Annotated in this window: 17 protein-coding genes, 1 other RNA gene and 1 riboswitch; of the genes, 8 read left to right on the forward strand and 10 right to left on the reverse strand. The window is 68.4% G+C overall.

Going from position 1 to position 15,542, the window contains the following annotated elements; all coding sequences use genetic code 11:
• Positions 1 to 9: 9 nt before the first annotated feature.
• The 5 genes from cobC to VXM69_RS15335 all read right to left on the reverse strand — a co-directional run bounded on the left by cobC (position 10) and on the right by VXM69_RS15335 (position 4,272).
• The gene (cobC, locus tag VXM69_RS15315) at positions 10 to 594 is read right to left on the reverse strand and encodes an alpha-ribazole phosphatase (RefSeq protein ID WP_367189849.1); all 585 of its coding nucleotides are present in this window, start codon (positions 592 to 594) and stop codon (positions 10 to 12) included.
• Positions 579 to 1,355, reverse strand: a complete 777-nt coding sequence (locus tag VXM69_RS15320; protein ID WP_034186268.1) for an adenosylcobinamide-GDP ribazoletransferase — start codon at positions 1,353 to 1,355, stop codon at positions 579 to 581. The genes cobC and VXM69_RS15320 overlap by 16 nt, the downstream gene beginning before the upstream one ends.
• Complete coding sequence (cobT, locus tag VXM69_RS15325) at positions 1,345 to 2,400, reverse strand: nicotinate-nucleotide--dimethylbenzimidazole phosphoribosyltransferase (protein WP_069705614.1); 1,056 nt, start codon at positions 2,398 to 2,400, stop codon at positions 1,345 to 1,347. The genes VXM69_RS15320 and cobT overlap by 11 nt, the downstream gene beginning before the upstream one ends.
• Positions 2,401 to 2,461: 61 nt before the next feature.
• Positions 2,462 to 3,277, reverse strand: coding sequence for an ABC transporter ATP-binding protein (locus VXM69_RS15330; protein WP_226252337.1), 816 nt, complete (start codon positions 3,275 to 3,277; stop codon positions 2,462 to 2,464).
• Positions 3,274 to 4,272: an iron ABC transporter permease gene (locus VXM69_RS15335; RefSeq protein WP_124609518.1), complete on the reverse strand. Its 999-nt coding sequence runs from the start codon at positions 4,270 to 4,272 to the stop codon at positions 3,274 to 3,276. The genes VXM69_RS15330 and VXM69_RS15335 overlap by 4 nt, the downstream gene beginning before the upstream one ends.
• A 158-nt stretch (positions 4,273 to 4,430) precedes the next feature.
• A riboswitch (cobalamin riboswitch) is annotated at positions 4,431 to 4,683 on the reverse strand.
• A 154-nt stretch (positions 4,684 to 4,837) separates the two neighbouring features.
• Here VXM69_RS15335 and VXM69_RS15340 point away from each other — a divergent pair.
• From VXM69_RS15340 to VXM69_RS15360, 5 genes are all read left to right on the forward strand, one after another.
• Complete coding sequence (locus VXM69_RS15340) at positions 4,838 to 5,188, forward strand: ATPase (RefSeq protein ID WP_034186271.1); 351 nt, start codon at positions 4,838 to 4,840, stop codon at positions 5,186 to 5,188.
• Positions 5,185 to 5,499 (forward strand): cell division protein ZapA, encoded by a 315-nt coding sequence (locus VXM69_RS15345; RefSeq protein WP_011352906.1) that lies wholly within the window; start codon positions 5,185 to 5,187, stop codon positions 5,497 to 5,499. Before VXM69_RS15340 ends, VXM69_RS15345 begins: the two co-directional genes overlap by 4 nt.
• A gap of 81 nt (positions 5,500 to 5,580) precedes the next feature.
• Positions 5,581 to 5,762: non-coding RNA, 6S RNA (gene ssrS / locus VXM69_RS15350), on the forward strand.
• A gap of 70 nt (positions 5,763 to 5,832) precedes the next feature.
• Positions 5,833 to 6,294: an EVE domain-containing protein gene (locus VXM69_RS15355; protein WP_034178770.1), complete on the forward strand. Its 462-nt coding sequence runs from the start codon at positions 5,833 to 5,835 to the stop codon at positions 6,292 to 6,294.
• 181 nt (positions 6,295 to 6,475) lie between these two features.
• Complete coding sequence (locus tag VXM69_RS15360; RefSeq protein ID WP_034186272.1) at positions 6,476 to 7,216, forward strand: SIMPL domain-containing protein; 741 nt, start codon at positions 6,476 to 6,478, stop codon at positions 7,214 to 7,216.
• A gap of 108 nt (positions 7,217 to 7,324) precedes the next feature.
• On the opposite strand, the gene lgt is transcribed toward VXM69_RS15360, so the two are convergent.
• Together lgt and VXM69_RS15370 are read right to left on the reverse strand one after the other, a co-directional pair.
• Positions 7,325 to 8,215 (reverse strand): prolipoprotein diacylglyceryl transferase, encoded by an 891-nt coding sequence (lgt, locus tag VXM69_RS15365; protein ID WP_367189850.1) that lies wholly within the window; start codon positions 8,213 to 8,215, stop codon positions 7,325 to 7,327.
• A 98-nt stretch (positions 8,216 to 8,313) separates the two neighbouring features.
• Complete coding sequence (locus VXM69_RS15370) at positions 8,314 to 9,228, reverse strand: LysR substrate-binding domain-containing protein (protein WP_034186274.1); 915 nt, start codon at positions 9,226 to 9,228, stop codon at positions 8,314 to 8,316.
• Positions 9,229 to 9,362: 134 nt separating this feature from the next.
• Here VXM69_RS15370 and ilvD point away from each other — a divergent pair, with 134 nt between their 5' ends.
• Together ilvD and VXM69_RS15380 are read left to right on the forward strand one after the other, a co-directional pair.
• Positions 9,363 to 11,036, forward strand: coding sequence for a dihydroxy-acid dehydratase (ilvD, locus tag VXM69_RS15375; protein WP_367189851.1), 1,674 nt, complete (start codon positions 9,363 to 9,365; stop codon positions 11,034 to 11,036).
• Between the two features lie 126 nt (positions 11,037 to 11,162).
• Positions 11,163 to 11,489, forward strand: coding sequence for a c-type cytochrome (locus VXM69_RS15380; protein ID WP_034186276.1), 327 nt, complete (start codon positions 11,163 to 11,165; stop codon positions 11,487 to 11,489).
• Positions 11,490 to 11,632: 143 nt separating this feature from the next.
• On the opposite strand, the gene VXM69_RS15385 is transcribed toward VXM69_RS15380, so the two are convergent.
• Genes VXM69_RS15385 through VXM69_RS15395 form a run of 3 tightly spaced genes read right to left on the reverse strand, consistent with a single transcriptional unit; the run spans position 11,633 to position 14,328 of the window.
• Entirely contained in the window at positions 11,633 to 12,340 is a 708-nt protein-coding gene (locus tag VXM69_RS15385) for a DUF2486 family protein (protein WP_367189852.1), read from the reverse strand.
• 25 nt (positions 12,341 to 12,365) lie between these two features.
• On the reverse strand, positions 12,366 to 12,782 hold the full coding sequence (locus VXM69_RS15390) for a DNA polymerase III subunit chi (RefSeq protein ID WP_021160787.1): 417 nt from the start codon (positions 12,780 to 12,782) through the stop codon (positions 12,366 to 12,368).
• Positions 12,783 to 12,816: 34 nt separating this feature from the next.
• Positions 12,817 to 14,328 (reverse strand): leucyl aminopeptidase, encoded by a 1,512-nt coding sequence (locus VXM69_RS15395; protein ID WP_034186278.1) that lies wholly within the window; start codon positions 14,326 to 14,328, stop codon positions 12,817 to 12,819.
• Between the two features lie 122 nt (positions 14,329 to 14,450).
• Here VXM69_RS15395 and lptF point away from each other — a divergent pair, with 122 nt between their 5' ends.
• Positions 14,451 to 15,542, forward strand: coding sequence for an LPS export ABC transporter permease LptF (gene lptF, locus VXM69_RS15400; protein ID WP_034186279.1), 1,092 nt, complete (start codon positions 14,451 to 14,453; stop codon positions 15,540 to 15,542).

Consider the following 15,542-nt stretch of genomic DNA (forward strand, 5'->3'; position numbering starts at 1 on the left):
ATTGCGCGCCTATGCGCTCCAGTGCATGACTTCCCATGCTCGCTCGCCGTGGTCCGCCCGCAGCCAGACACCTCCGCCCGTCGGCACCGGCCGCGACAGCAGCGTCTCGAGGGGGACCCGCAATACGTGAGACGCGAACGCGCGGATCACGCCCGCATGCGTGACGACCCATTGCGGTTCGTCGAACCGCGCAAGCGCATCGGCCCGCCGTGCCACCCGTTCGACGAGCCGCGCGACACTTTCGCCGCCGTGCGCACACGCATGCATCAGGTCGGCCGCCCATGCATCGAGCGCCGCGCGATCGATATCGTCCCAGCGCTGCATTTCCCATGCGCCGAAATCCATCTCCTGCCAGTCGGCATCGCACCGCAGCGACACGTCGAACACCTGCGCGAGCCGCTCGGCAACCGATACGCAGCGCGTCAACGGGCTCGTCCAGACCTGTCGGGGCAACGGCGCGCCGAGCGCCGACAGATGCGCACGCACGGCCCGCGCGCCGGCGTCGGCAGGCGCGGCGAGCGGCACGTCGCTGCGCCCGTAGCAGATGCCCGGCTCGATATCGACGGCCGGATGACGGATCAGGACGACGTCCATCCGAGCACCACGAGATAGATCGCCAGTTCGCACAGTTGCTGCGCGAAGCCGAGACAGTCGCCCGTATAACCGCCGATCCGCTTCACGAAATAGCGGGCTGCCCATGCGCGCACGAGCACGAGCGCCGCGCACACGGCAACGCCCATGCGCCAGTCGGGCCAGAACAGCCAGGGCAATCCGAATACCGCCGCGACGCACGCCGCGCGACCGCCCATCCGCTGCGCGACCGGCTTCGCCTTGCCTTCGGGCCGCACGTAGTCGAGCGTCATCAGCAGGCTCACGGCCGCCGCGCGGCTCGCCGCATGCGCGGCGATCATCGTCCATGCGGCGCGCAGCGGCAGCATCGACGCAAGCGCCTGCCATTTCAGGCCGAGCGTGATCACGAGCGCGACCGCGCCGAACGTGCCGATCCGCGAGTCGTGCATGATGCGCAGCACGTCGTCGCGCGTATAACCGCCGCCGAACGCATCGCAACTGTCGGCGAGGCCGTCCTCGTGGAACGCGCCGGTCGCGAGCAGGGTTGCCGCCATCGACAGCCCGACCGCGATCGACGGGGGCAGCACCCGCAGCGCGGCGAGATAGACGAGCGCACCCCACGCGCCGACGCACGCGCCGACGAGCGGGAAATAACGCGCGGCCTGGTCGAGATCGCCGGCCGCGTAGCCGATCGAACGCGGCACCGGCACGCGCGTGAAATAGCCGAGCGCGACGAAGAAGTAGCGCAGTTCGGCCCGCACGCCGCGCACGCGATCAGGCGTCACGATTGTCGACGCCGGCCGACTCGAAGCTCGCCATCTCGCTGAGGAAGGCCGCCGCCGCGCGCACGAGCGGCAGCGCGAGCGCCGCCCCCGTGCCTTCGCCGAGCCGCAGGTCGAGCGCGAGCAGCGGCTTCGCGCCGAAATGCTCGAGCATGCGCCGGTGGCCGGCCTCGTGCGACGTATGCGAGAACACGCAGTAGTCGCGCACGCCGGGCACGATGCGTTCGGCGACGAGCAGCGCGGCCGTCGCGATGAAGCCGTCGACGAGAATCGTCATCCGCTCGCTCGCGGCCGCGAGATACGCGCCCGTCATCATCGCGATCTCGAAACCGCCGAACGTCGCGAGCACGTCGAGCGGCGCGATCGCATGCGAATGCTTGACGAGCGCGCGGCCGAGCACCGCGCGCTTGTGCGCGAGCCCCTGGTCGTCGAGGCCCGTGCCGCGTCCGACGCATGCGTCGACCGGCACGTCGAGGAGGCGGCTCATCAGGCACGCGGCCGACGACGTGTTCGCGATCCCCATCTCGCCGAAGCCGATCACGTTCGTGCCGAGCGATGCATGCAGGCGCACGCGCGCCGCGCCGGCGGAGAGCGCCGTCATCGCCTCGTCGCGCGACATCGCCGGCTCCGCCGCGAAGTTGCGCGTGCCGCGCGCGACCGGCAGCGACACCAGCCGGTCCGACAGCGGCAACGGCGACGCGACGCCCGCATCGACGATCTCGAGCGCGCTCTGCGCGACGCCCGAGAACGCGTTGATCGCCGCGCCGCCGGCCAGGAAATTCGCGACCATCTGCGCGGTCACCGCCTGCGGATAAGGGCTGACGCCCTCGGCGGCGATCCCGTGATCGCCGGCGAACACGATCGTCACGGGGCGCTGCACGACCGGTCGCTCGGTATGCTGGATCAGGCCGATCTGCAGCGCGAGCGCCTCGAGCTGGCCGAGGCTGCCCGGCGGCTTGGTCTTGTGGTCGATCACATGCTGCAGGCGCGTGCGAAGCGCGTCGTCGAGCGGCGCGATCGCGGGCGGGAAGGGGGTCGAAGTCGTCATCGGGAAGCCGTGTCGTTGGCGCGGCACGCGCCGCGCATCGGAGGAATCGGAAAAGGAAAGGTCATGGTCGCGCAGGCCATGCCGGCAGCAACGCATCGCGGCCGTTCTCGCGGATCAGCACGAGCGGATAGCCGAACGCGTCGCTCGCGCGTTCGGGCGTCAGCACGTCGTGCACGGGGCCGGCCGACGCGCGGCCGCGGCCGTCGAGCAGCAACGCGTGCGTCGCGAAACGCCGCGCGAGATTCAGGTCGTGGCACGAAAACAGCACCGTGCGCGGGCCCCGGTCGAGCCATGCGCCCAGCGCGGTCAGGCAGTCGATCTGGTGATGCAGGTCGAGATGCGCGAGCGGTTCGTCGAGCAACATCAGCGGCGCATCCTGGCACAGCGTCGCGGCCAGCGCGACCCGCTGCCGCTCGCCGCCCGACAGCGACAATACATCGCGCGACGCGAGTGCGGTCAGATCGAACGTCGCGAGTGCGTCGTACGCGGCCGCGCGATCGCCGTCGCGCTCCCAGCCCCAGCCGCCGAGATACGGATAGCGGTGAAGCAGCACCGTGTCGAGCACCGTCGCGCTGAACGCATCGTGCAGCTGCTGCGGCATCAGCGCGCGACGCTGCGCGAGGGGCCCGGGCGGCCACTCGACCAGCGGCCGGCCGTCGATCTCGACCTGTCCGCCGGCCGGCGGCTGCAACCCCGCGAGCGTCGCGAGCAGCGTCGTCTTGCCGGCGCCGTTCGGCCCCGCGACGCACCAGATCTCGCCGGGCCGAAACGCCTGCGTGAACCCGTCGAGCAATGTGCGCGCGCCAGCCTTCAGCGTCAGGTCCACGGCCGTGCAGTACAGCTCGCCGCCGCCCGCGCGCAGTGCGGCATCCGTCATCGCATCGGCCTCCTCAACAACATCCACAGGAACACCGGCACGCCGATCAAGGCGGTCATCACGCCGACCGGCAACTGCGCGGGCGCGATCGCGGTGCGCGCGAGCAGGTCGGCCGCCATCACGCCGCCGCCGCCCGCGAGCATCGCGGCCGGCAGCAGCATCCGCTGGTCGTTGCCGAACGCGAGCCGCAGCGCATGCGGCACGACGAGGCCGACGAAGCCGATCGTGCCGGCCGTCGTCACCGCGGCCGCGGCCGCCAGCGACGCGACGAGATAGATCCGCACGCGCAGGCGCGCGACGGGCACGCCGAGCGCCTGCGCGGTCGCGTCGCCGCGCAGCAGCACGTTCAGTTGCGGCGCGGCCGGCAGCGCGACGCATGCGGCCAGCAACAGCGCCCCCCATGCGAACCAGGGCGCCGTCACGCCGTTCAGGTCGCCCGTGAGCCAGAAGATGATGCCGCGCAGCCGCGCATCGGGAGCGAGCGACAGCAACAGCGTGACGAGCGCGCCCCACCCGGCCGCGATCACGACGCCGGTGAGCAGCAGGCGCGGCGACGCGTCGCGCGAATCGCCGCGCCACAACGCGCGGCGCGCGAGACCGAGCACGAGCGCGACCGAGACGAGCGAACCGGCGAATGCCGACGCGTCGACGAGCCACCATGCGCCGCCGGCAATCATCGCGACGAGCGCGAAGCCGGCCGCGCCGCCGGACACGCCGAGCACGTACGGTTCCGCAAGCGGGTTGCGCAGCAGCACCTGCAACAGCGCGCCGGCCAGCGCGAGCAGCGCGCCGCACGCGAAGCCGGCGAGCGCGCGCGGCAGACGCAGCGTGCGGACGATCTCGGCGAACAGCGCGTCGCCGCCATGCGGGACGAGCGACACGAGCGCCTGCCACGGCGACATCGGCACGCTGCCGATCGACAGCGACGCGACGAACAGCAGCGCGACCGCGGCGGCCAGCGCGGCCCAGATCGCGGCGGCGCGCGCGGCGCTCATGCCGTGCACGGCCGCGCGCATGATGCGCGGCGCATCCGCTCGAGATGGCCGGCCGGACGTGACGGGGACGCCGCGCGGACGATTGGGGTCAGCATCGAAGAACATTCCGTGAAGCGTTGCGCGCCCCGCCTCCCCGCAGGCCGCGCGTCATGAAACCCGTGCGGGCTTCCCGTCTCGGCCGGTATCCGGGCTGGCGGCGGTCCGGCTCGCCTTCCCGCGCGTTTCACGCGCAGTGGCCCGCGCCCGCGTGCGACACCTGCACGCAAAACGCGCCCGAGCCGGCCTGCGTCGACGGACGCGGCCGCTTACCGTTGCGGGGGCAGCGCAGGTTGGCACGCTCCCGGAGCGCACGCCCTGCTTCCCGTTTAACCGCGCGTGCCACGCGCGAGCACCGAGGCGGCGCCAGTTTAGGAGCCGGTCGCGCGAGCGTCAAGGAAGCATCCGGACACGCACGGGAAGCACCGATTCGCGGCAAGAAGCCGGGGTGTTACGACTGGAAACGTTACAGATGTCGGATTGCGCGTTATTCCGCGCTAAAATGCTGGGTCTTTAGAGGACGCAGCAAATGCTCAACGAACTCGAAACCTTATCTCAAAATATTGGCCGTCTGATTTCGCTGAACAAGCGCTATCACGCGGAACGGCTCGCGCTCGAGGAGCAGGTCGCGCAATTGCGCGCGGAAGCGGACACGGTCCGCGCGGAACTCGCGGCACTGCGCGACGAACGCAATGCGCTCGCGGCCGAGCGCGACACGCTGTCGGCAAAGATCGACGACGCCCAGGTGAAACTGAACGCGATTCTCGAAAAGCTGCCGCGCTCGAAAAGCGCGGAGCAAGCCGACAACCAGCTCGACCTGCTGGATGCGCAGGCACGCCCGGATGGCGATGACGCGGCCAGCCACGGAGAACATGCATGAGCACCAAGCAGATCGAAGTCTCGATTCTCGGTCAGGCCTATCGGCTCGCCTGTTCGGCCGAGACCGAAGCGGCACTGCTCGAGGCCGTCGCGCGCGTCGACGCCGAAATGTCGAAAATCCGCTCGAACAGTTCGGTACGCGGCACCGATCGCATTGCGGTGATGGCGGCGCTGTCGCTCGCATCGGAATTGCTGCGGCTGCAAACGAGCGTGCGGCACGGTGAAGCATTTCCGGCGGAGGAAATCCGTCGTACAATGCACCAGATGAACGAACAGCTCGGCGCGGTGCTCGCACAGCACGAGACGCAGTAACGTTTCAAACGATGCGTCGATTCCCCTTGATCTCGGCGGTCAACGGTGGTCAAATTGGCGCATCGAATCACAGTTCAGTCAGCTTCCCTGCCTGGTTCGCCAAGGTCATATATTCCTTGAACCAATGCCATGTGCACGGTTGCGGAAATTTGTAGCACGGGCGCGCGCGTCACTCTGTCTGATGTACCCGAAGTGCTGCTAACTGCGACCAATTCTGAACCCCAGGTTCAGGATGCCGGCCTAGCGGCCAAGGCGGGGGCCTATCCAACGGCATCGGGCGAGTCCCGGTGCCGTTTTCTTTTGTAGCAGCCCTTTCTGCGTCGATCACGATCCATGCAATACTGGCTGATGAAGTCCGAACCGGACGAAGCAAGCATCGACGATCTCGCCAACGCTCCGCAGCGCTCGCTGCCGTGGACCGGCGTGCGCAATTATCAGGCGCGCAATTTCATGCGCGACACGATGAAGATCGGCGACGGCGTGCTGTTCTATCACTCGAGCTGCCCCGAGCCGGGCATCGCGGGCCTCGCCGAAGTGTCGTCGACACCCTACCCCGATCCCACGCAGTTCGATCCGAAAAGCCCCTACTACGACCCGAAATCGACGCAGGAAGCGCCGCGCTGGCTGCTCGTCGACGTGCGCTACGTGAAGAAGTCGCCGCTCGTGCCGCTTGCCGCACTGCGCGAACACGACGAACTCGCCGACATGCGCGTGCTGGCCCGCGGCAACCGGTTGTCGATCACACCCGTGACGCGCGCCGAATGGCGCTTCATCACCGAAAAGCTGATGAAGTAGGCGCGCGCCAAAGGTCAAATCTGGTCAGCACGCGCGGCCGGCACGGAACTCGCGGCACTTTTGCGCAGCCTAAGCAACCGCTGTCGGCCGATCGGGCCGGCCGTCGTTTATTTCGTCGCGCGGTACGCCCGCGTCGTGCACGCGTGATCCGCGTGCGCGCCCTCGCACAAGGAGTCCAACAATGACCAAGAAATCCGCTCTCGCGCTGTCGCTCGCCCTCGCCGCCGCCGTTCCCGTCGCGCTGACGCTCGCGTCGCCGGCCGCGCACGCGCAAACCGCCAACCCGCATTTCCCCGAGCCGGCAGGCGTGCTGTCGCTGTCGTCGCAAGCCAGCGCCGACGTGCCGCAGGACATCATCCACATCACGCTGTTCTACGAGCAGCAGGCCAAGGATCCGGGCAGCCTGACGGCGCAGCTGAACCAGCGCGCCGACGCGGCGCTGTCGCAGGCAAAGGGCGTGTCGGGCGTCACCGCACACACGGGTGCATTCTCCGTGTATCCGAGCACCGATCGCGACGGCAAGATTTCCGCGTGGCGCGGCCGTACCGAGGTGGCGCTCGAATCGCGCGATTTCGCCGCGGCGTCGAAGCTCGCGGGCCAGTTGTCGAACCTGATGCAGGTCGCGAACGTCGAGTTCTCGCTGTCGCCTGAAGCGCAGCGCACGGCCGAGCAGAAGCTCACGACCGAGGCGATCAAGTCGTTCCGCGCACGCGCGGACGAAGCCGCGAAGGCATTCGGCTACAGCAGCTACACGATTCGCGACGTGAACGTCGGCAGCGGCCGCAACGTGCAGCCGTACCCGCGCATGATGGCGATGGCCGCGGCGCCGATGGACAGCGCGAAGATGAGCGCGCCAATCGCGGTCGAAGGCGGCAAGGCGACCGTGTCGGTTACCGTCAACGGTTCGGTGCAGATGAAGTAACGCGCCACGCGTTGTCGGAAACAAAAAACGCCGGCCCGAGGGCCGGCGTTTTTTATGCGCCTGCAGATTGCCGATGCGCGCGACGGTTGCGCGCGCATCGATTTCACATTACGCGGCGGCGTTCGCCGCACGGCGGCGATACGCCCAGGCCATCAGCGCGACGCCCGCGAGGATCATCGGCAGCGACAGCCACTGCCCCATCGACAGGCCCAGTGCAAGCAGGCCGAGGAAGTCGTCGGGCTCGCGCGCGAACTCGACCGTGAAACGGGCGAGGCCGTAGCCGATCAGGAACAGCGCGGACACGGCGCCCATCGGCCGCGGCTTGCGCGCGAAGAAAAACAACGCGAAGAACAGCGCGATGCCTTCGAGCGCGATTTCATAGAGCTGCGAAGGATGGCGCGGCAGCATCTGGTATTGCATTAACACGTCGGCGAGATGCCACTGCTCGACGAGCGCCGGATGCTTCGGCAGCCAGGCCGCGTCGTCGCGCATCGCGCCCGGGAACAGCATCGCCCACGGTGCGGCGGGGTCGGTCACGCGGCCCCACAGCTCGCCGTTGATGAAGTTGCCGAGGCGCCCGGCCGCGAGCCCCGTCGGCACCATCGGCGCGACGAAGTCGGTGACCTGCAGCCACGGGCGCTTGCGCTGCCACGCGAACAGCATCATCGCGAGCGTGACGCCGAGGAAGCCGCCGTGAAACGACATGCCGCCCTCCCACACCTTGAACACGTCGAGCGGATGCGAGAAATAGAAATCGGCCTTGTAGAACAGCACATAACCGAGCCGGCCGCCGAGCACGGTGCCGAGCACGCCGTAGAACATCATGTCGTCGATGTCCTTCGCGGTCCAGCCCTGCGCGGCGACATGCGGCAGCTTCAGGCGGATCCGGCCGACGACGATCGCCGCGATGAAGCCGACGAGATACATGAGGCCATACCAGCGCACGGCCAGCGGCCCGAGATGGATCGCAACGGGGTCGAAATTCGGGTGAATGATCATGGGTTAGCGAAGAAGTTTTCGAATGCGGTACGGCAGTCGCGCTGCGCAGCACTACGCGGCACCGCGCATTGGACGGCACCGGCGCGCCATCGTTCACGTCACGCGGCGGGGCCGTGCGCGCGCACGACGTCGATGAAGCCGGCCAGCACGGGACTCACGTCGCCCGTGCGCCACACGAGGCCGGTCTCGACGACCGGCGCGTGCCCGGCAAGCGGCCGGTAGACCACACCGGTGCGCCGCAGGTTACGCAGCGATTGCGGCACCAGTGCGACGCCCATGCCGGCCGACACGAGGCTGACGATCGTCTGCATCTGGATCGCCTCCTGGCCGATGCGCGGGGTTTCCCCCGCCGCGCCGTAGCAGCCCGTAATGATGTCATAAAAGCCGGGCGCCAAACGGCGCGGAAAGATCACGAGCGGCAGCGCGGCCACTTCGGCGAGGTGCACGGGCACGTCTTCGGCCGCATCGGATGCCGCGGCGGGCATCGCGACCACCAGCGGCTCGCGCACCACGGGCAGGTACGACAGGCCGGCTGCGTGGCGCGGCGGCACCGGTGGAATGACGAGTCCCGCGTCGATGCGCCCGGCGACGAGTTCATCGATCTGCACGTCGCTCGTCGCCTCCGCGAGCTGCAGACGCACCTGCGGATAGCGTGCGCCGAACGCGCGCAGCAGCGACGGCAGCAGCCCGTAATCCGCGGTCGACACGAACGCGAGCGACAGCGAGCCGGCCTCGCCGCGCGCGAGCCGCCGCGCGAGCGGCGGCAGCGCATCGGCCGATGCCAGCAGCCGGCGCACGTCGGGCAACAGCGCCGCGCCGACCGCCGTCAGCGCCACCGAACGCTTGGTGCGCACGAACAACGCGACGCCCAGCGCGTCCTCGAGCGCGCGGATCGCCTGCGACAGCGGCGGCTGCGTCATCGACAGGCGCTCGGCCGCGCGGCCGAAATGGCGTTCGTCGGCCACGGTCGCGAAATAACGCCACTGGCGCAAGTCGGGTGTCGGATCGGCCATGCTTGACTCATTCGCAAAAAGACTTAATAGGCGACAAATAATATATTGGACATCCCAATCCGGAAACTCCATTCTTGATTGACCCAAACCGGCGCGCCCTCACGAGCGACGCCCACACAACGATGGAGCCCCCCATGTCGTACAACCGTCGCTCGAAGCACATCACGCAAGGCGTGGCCCGTTCGCCGAACCGCTCGATGTATTACGCACTCGGCTACCAGAAGGACGATTTCGACAAGCCGATGATCGGCATCGCGAACGGCCATTCGACGATCACGCCATGCAATTCCGGCCTGCAGCGCCTGTCGGACGCGGCCGTCGCGGCCGTGAAGGCGTCCGGCGCGAATCCGCAGATCTTCGGCACGCCGACGATTTCGGACGGCATGTCGATGGGCACCGAGGGGATGAAGTACTCGCTCGTGTCGCGCGAGGTGATCGCCGACTGCATCGAGACCTGCGTGCAGGGCCAATGGATGGACGGCGTGGTGGTGGTCGGCGGCTGCGACAAGAACATGCCGGGCGGCATGATCGCGCTCGCACGCCTGAACGTGCCGGGCATCTACGTGTACGGCGGCACGATCCGCCCGGGCAACTGGAAGGGCCGCGACCTGACGATCGTGTCGTCGTTCGAGGCCGTCGGCGAATTCACCGCGGGCCGGATGTCGCAGGAGGACTTCGAAGGGGTCGAGAAGAACGCGTGCCCGACGTCGGGCTCGTGCGGCGGCATGTACACCGCGAACACGATGAGCTCGTCGTTCGAGGCGCTCGGCATGTCGCTGCTGTATTCGTCGACGATGGCGAACCCCGACCAGGAGAAGGTCGATTCGGCCGCCGAATCGGCGCGGGTGCTCGTCGAGGCCGTGAAGCGCGACCTGAAGCCGCGCGACATCATCACGAAGGAAGCGATCGAGAACGCCGTGTCGGTGATCATGGCCACGGGCGGCTCGACCAATGCGGTGCTGCACTATCTCGCGATCGCGCACGCGGCCGAGGTCGACTGGACGATCGACGATTTCGAGCGCATTCGCAAGCGCGTGCCCGTGATCTGCGACCTGAAGCCGTCAGGGAAGTATGTGGCGACCGACCTGCACCGCGCCGGCGGGATTCCGCAGGTGCTGAAGATCCTGCTCGACGCGGGGCTGCTGCACGGCGACTGCATGACGATCACCGGCCGCACGATCGCCGACGAACTGAAGGACGTGCCGAGCGTGCCGCGCGCCGACCAGGACGTGATCTTCCCGATCGACCGCGCGCTGTACCAGGAAGGCCACCTGGCGATCCTGAAGGGCAATCTCGCGGAAGACGGCGCGGTCGCGAAGATCACCGGCCTGAAGAACCCGGTGATCACCGGCCCGGCCCGCGTGTTCGACGACGAACAGAGCGCGATGGATGCGATCCTCGGCGACCGGATCCGCGCGGGCGACATCCTCGTGCTGCGCTATCTCGGCCCGCAGGGCGGCCCCGGCATGCCGGAAATGCTCGCGCCGACCTCCGCGATCATCGGCAAGGGGCTCGGCGAATCGGTCGGCTTCATCACGGACGGCCGCTTCTCGGGCGGCACCTGGGGCATGGTGGTCGGCCACGTCGCGCCGGAGGCGTTCGTCGGCGGCACGATCGCGCTCGTGCAGGAAGGCGACTCGATCACGATCGACGCGCACCGGCTGCTGCTGCAGCTGAATGTGGACGACGCGGAGCTCGCACGACGCCGCGCCGCATGGCGCCAGCCGGCGCCCCGCTATACGCGCGGCGTGCTCGCGAAATTCGCGGCGCTCGCCCGGCCGGCGAACCAGGGGGCCGTTACGGGGTGACGTGAGCGCGTCGCGGCATGCGGCCCCAACAGGCACGGCCGCCGGGGAACGCGCAAAACGCGCCTTCCCTTTGCTTCTATAATGCGCGGACCATGAAGCCGGCTGTCCCCGCCGGCGGAGAACCGCATGAAACAGACGATATTGCGCGCGCTGCTCGTGACGCTGCTGGCCGGCGGCGCGGCCGCCGCGCGTGCCGACCAGGCCGACGGGCTCGCGCTGGCGCAGCGCAAGAACTGCATGGCCTGCCACGCGGTGAGCAAGCCGCTGATGGGCCCGTCGTTCCACGATATCGCCGGCAAGTACGCGGCACGCGGCGACGCCGTCGACTACCTGGCCCAATCGATCGTGAAAGGCAGCGTCGGCGTATGGGGCAGCGTGCCGATGCCCGCCAATACGCAACTGACGAATACCGAAGCCCATACGCTCGCGCAATGGGTGCTGTCGGTGCGCTGATCCGGATGCCCCGGACACCGGTCGCCGTTGTGCCGCGCGTTGCCGTCAGGCAGCCCTGCACCGGCCGGCCGGTGCCTTGACGGCCACCTTACCGGCACTTGCCGGGACCGCGCCCTCTTTCCCGCCGCGGAGCGACCGCGCGTTCAGCCGGAATGGCCGGCGCGGCGGCGTGCGATCTCTTCATCGACCGCGTCGCGGACCCAGTCCATGACCTCGGTCTCCAGCGCGAGCGCCACCTCGCGCGTGACCTGCCCGACGAGCCAGGCCGAATGCTCATGCAGCGCGTCGCGACAGCGTTCCTCGATCGCGTCGCGGCCCGCTCCGGTCAGATAGTTCGTCAGCCGATTGCGCAGGCGCTCGGCGATGTGCTGCGCATCCTCCGGCGTCAGCCCTGCTGCCGCGGCGGCATCCGGCATCGCCGTTTCAGGCGCTGGTCCGGCCGCTTCGTGCGCCATCGCGGCGAGCGCGTGCCGCGGCACGGTGTCGTCGGCCAGCGACGACCGCAGCGGTGCATTCATCGCCGCCGTGTCTTCGGCGACCACATGCTCCGTGGCGCCGGTTTCGGCCGGCGCATCGGTTTCGCCCATCGCGGCCGCCTCGGCCGTTGCCACGTCGCCCGGCAACGCGATCGCCGGCACGTGCGGCGTCGGCACCGGCTCGACCACGACGGCTTCGGGGTCGGCCCCGGTTTTCATGGCATCGCCCGGTGCGATCACGTCGGTGAGCACCGGAATCGCCGTGCGCTCGTGCGGCTGCGGCGCGCCGGGCGCGGACGCGCGCGCCGGCACCGGCTTGCCCGGCACCAGCACGTCGGTCAGCATCGGGATCGAGGTTGAATCGGCTTGTGTCACGGCAACACTCCGTCGACGGTTTCGGCTAGCTGCCCTGCTTGTAGTTGTTCAGCGCGTATCCGCGGTCGCGGTAGAACCGGTAGCGGTCGCGGCCCGCGGCCAGCTCGTCCGGCGCATTGCCGACCACTTCGAGCAGACGCTCGAAGCGGGCGAACTGCGCGGGCACGGCCGCGCCGAGGTTCAGCAGCACGTGGTGATGCGGCGCGCGGTCGAGATCGGCCGCCAGCACGATCGGCGTGCCGGCTGCGTGCTCGCTGTCGACGCCGCAATGCGGGATGAAATCGAGCGGCGAGAACGTCCAGAGCCGCTCGTCGAGCGCGCGCAGGCGCGCGGGCTCGGCGAGCACGACGACCGGCTGCCCGGCCTGGTAGGCCTTGCGCAGCAGCCGGCACGCGTACGCGAGCGAATCGCCGACGTTCGAGTGGAAATCGATCCGCGTCATTGCCCGCGTACCCGCATCGTCGTCTGCACCGCCATCACTGGCCGGCGCGGTCGATCAGGAACTGCGCGAGCAACGGCACCGGACGGCCCGTCGCCCCCTTCGCCGCGCCGCCCTTCCACGCGGTGCCCGCGATGTCGAGGTGGGCCCACGGGTAGCTGTCGGTGAAGCGCGACAGGAAACACGCGGCCGTCACCGCGCCGGCCGGACGGCCGCCGATGTTCGCGAGATCCGCGAAGTTCGACTTCAGCTGGTCCTGGTACTCGTCGTCGAGCGGCATGCGCCACGCCGGATCGTTCGCCTCGCGCGACGCGTCGAGCAGTTCGCCCGCGAGCGCGTCGTCGGTCGAGAACAGGCCGCTGTTGTGGCCGCCCAGCGCGATCACGCACGCGCCCGTCAGCGTCGCGACGTCGATCACCGCCGCCGGCTTGAAGCGCTCGGCATACGTGAGCGCATCGCACAGGATCAGGCGGCCTTCGGCGTCGGTGTTCAGCACTTCGATCGTCAGGCCCTTCATGCTGGTGACGATGTCGCCCGGCTTCGTCGCGTTGCCGCCCGGCATGTTCTCGCAGGTCGGCACGATCGCGACGACGTTGATCTTCAGCCCCATCTCGGCGACCGCGCGCATCGTGCCGAGTACGGAACCGGCGCCGCACATGTCGTACTTCATCTCGTCCATGCCCTCGCCCGGCTTCAGCGAGATGCCGCCCGTGTCGAACGTGATGCCCTTGCCGACCAGCACGACCGGCGCGGCCTTCGCGGCGGCGCCCTGGTAGTGCAGCACGATGAACTGGGGCGGCTCGACCGACGCACGCGCGACCGACAGGAACGAGCCCATCTTCAGCGCCTGGATCTGCTTGAGCCCGAGGACTTCGGCCTTCAGGCCCCAATCCTTCGCGATCTTCTTCGCGGTGTTGCCGAGGTAGGTCGGCGTGCAGACGTTGCCGGGCAGGTTGCCGAGGTCGCGGGTCAGATCCATCCCGTTCGCGAGCGCGACGGCCTGCTTGACCGCGACCTTCGCGGCCTTCTCGTCGGCCGGGTCGACGCTGAACACGACGCGCTTGAGCGTGTGCGACGCCGGTTCCGGCTTGCTCTTCATCTGCGTGAAACGGTAGGTCTCGTTGCGCAGCGCGAGAATCGCCGCACGCACGCCCCAGTCGGAGCTGCGCTCGTCGACCGGCAGTTGCGCGAGCGAGAACGTGACCTGGACGACCTTGGTCGCCAGCAGCGCGCGCCACGCGGCCGTCACCGCGTCGTTATAGGCTTTCTGATTGAAAGCATCCTGTTTGCCGAGGCCGACGAGCAGCACGCGCGACGCGCCGATGCCCGACACTTCGTGCAGGAACAGCGTCTTGCCGCGCTTGCCGTCCATGTCGCCGGCCTTCACCATGCGCGAAATCAGCCCCTTGGTGGCCGTGTCGATGTCGAGCGCCGCGCCCGAAAGCGTCTGCGCCTCGAAGATGCCGAGCACGATGCAGTCGGACTTCCCGGTCAGGAACCCCTTGGCCTCGCCTTTGCTCCAATCACAGCCTTTTATGCTAAAGTCCATCGCGCTTGTCCTCGGATAAAATCTGGGCTAAGGATGAAAGCCGCAATTATCCGCTATTTTTCCCGTGGCGGCGCGAGCGCTCCACCACGCGTGCGCCGCCTCCCGCCCTCTTCTCATCAAGAATGATCTTCGAACGCTCCCTCCAGCGCGAGCTTGCGTATACGGCTGGCGCCGTGTTCATGGTGCTGCTCACGATCATGCTCACGACGATGATGATCCGCATCGTCGGCTACGCCGCGTCCGGTGAAATCGATCCGCGGGACGTGCTCGTGCTGATCGGCCTGACCGTGATCGGCTATCTCGCCGTGATGCTCGTCGTCACGCTGTTCGTGTCGATCCTGTTCGTGCTGACCCGGTGGTACCGGGACTCCGAAATGGTGGTGTGGCTCGCGTCGGGCGTGAGCCTCACGCGCCTCATCAAGCCGATCGGCGTGTTCGCCACGCCGATCGTCCTGCTGATCGCCTTCTTCGCGTTTGTCGGCTGGCCGTGGTCGAACCAGCAAAGCAAGATGATCAAGGCACGCTTCCAGCAGCGCGACGAGATCTCGCTGCTCGCGCCGGGCCAGTTCCGCGAGTCGGCCGCGAACCACCGCGTGTTCTTCATCGAGAAGATGACGCCCGACCAGAGCAAGGTGCAGAACGTGTTCGTCACGTCGACCGAGAACGGCAAGGTCAACGTGGTCGTGTCGCAGACGGGTCACACGGAGACGCGCGACGGCAGCCGTTTCGTCGTCCTGGAAGACGGCCGCCGCTACGACGGCACGCCCGGCCAGCCGAACTTCAAGATCATGGAGTTCGAGCGCTACGGCGTGAAGATCACCAGCACCCCGGTCACCAACGTGCCGACCACCAACAGCACGCCGACGCCCGACCTGCTGCGCAACCCGACGCGCGACAACCTCGCGGAATTCGCGTGGCGCGCGGGGCTGCCGCTGATCGCGATCAACCTGATGGTGCTCGGCATTCCGCTGTCGTACCAGAACCCGCGCCGCAGCCGCACGATCAACCTCGTGATGGCCGTGCTGATCTACCTTACTTACTCGAACCTGCTGAACGTCGTGCAGGCGCAGATCGAGCAGGGCAAGATGTCGTTCGGCGTGGGCCTCGTCGGCCTGCACCTGGTCGTCGCGGCGATCGTCGCGTTCATCTTCTGGTTGCGCGTGCGCAATCGTCCGTTATTGACACGCGCGCTGTTCGGCCGCTCGGGAGCATGA

Source organism: Burkholderia sp. Ed8 (assembly GCF_040761425.1).
GTDB lineage: Bacteria > Pseudomonadota > Gammaproteobacteria > Burkholderiales > Burkholderiaceae > Burkholderia > Burkholderia seminalis.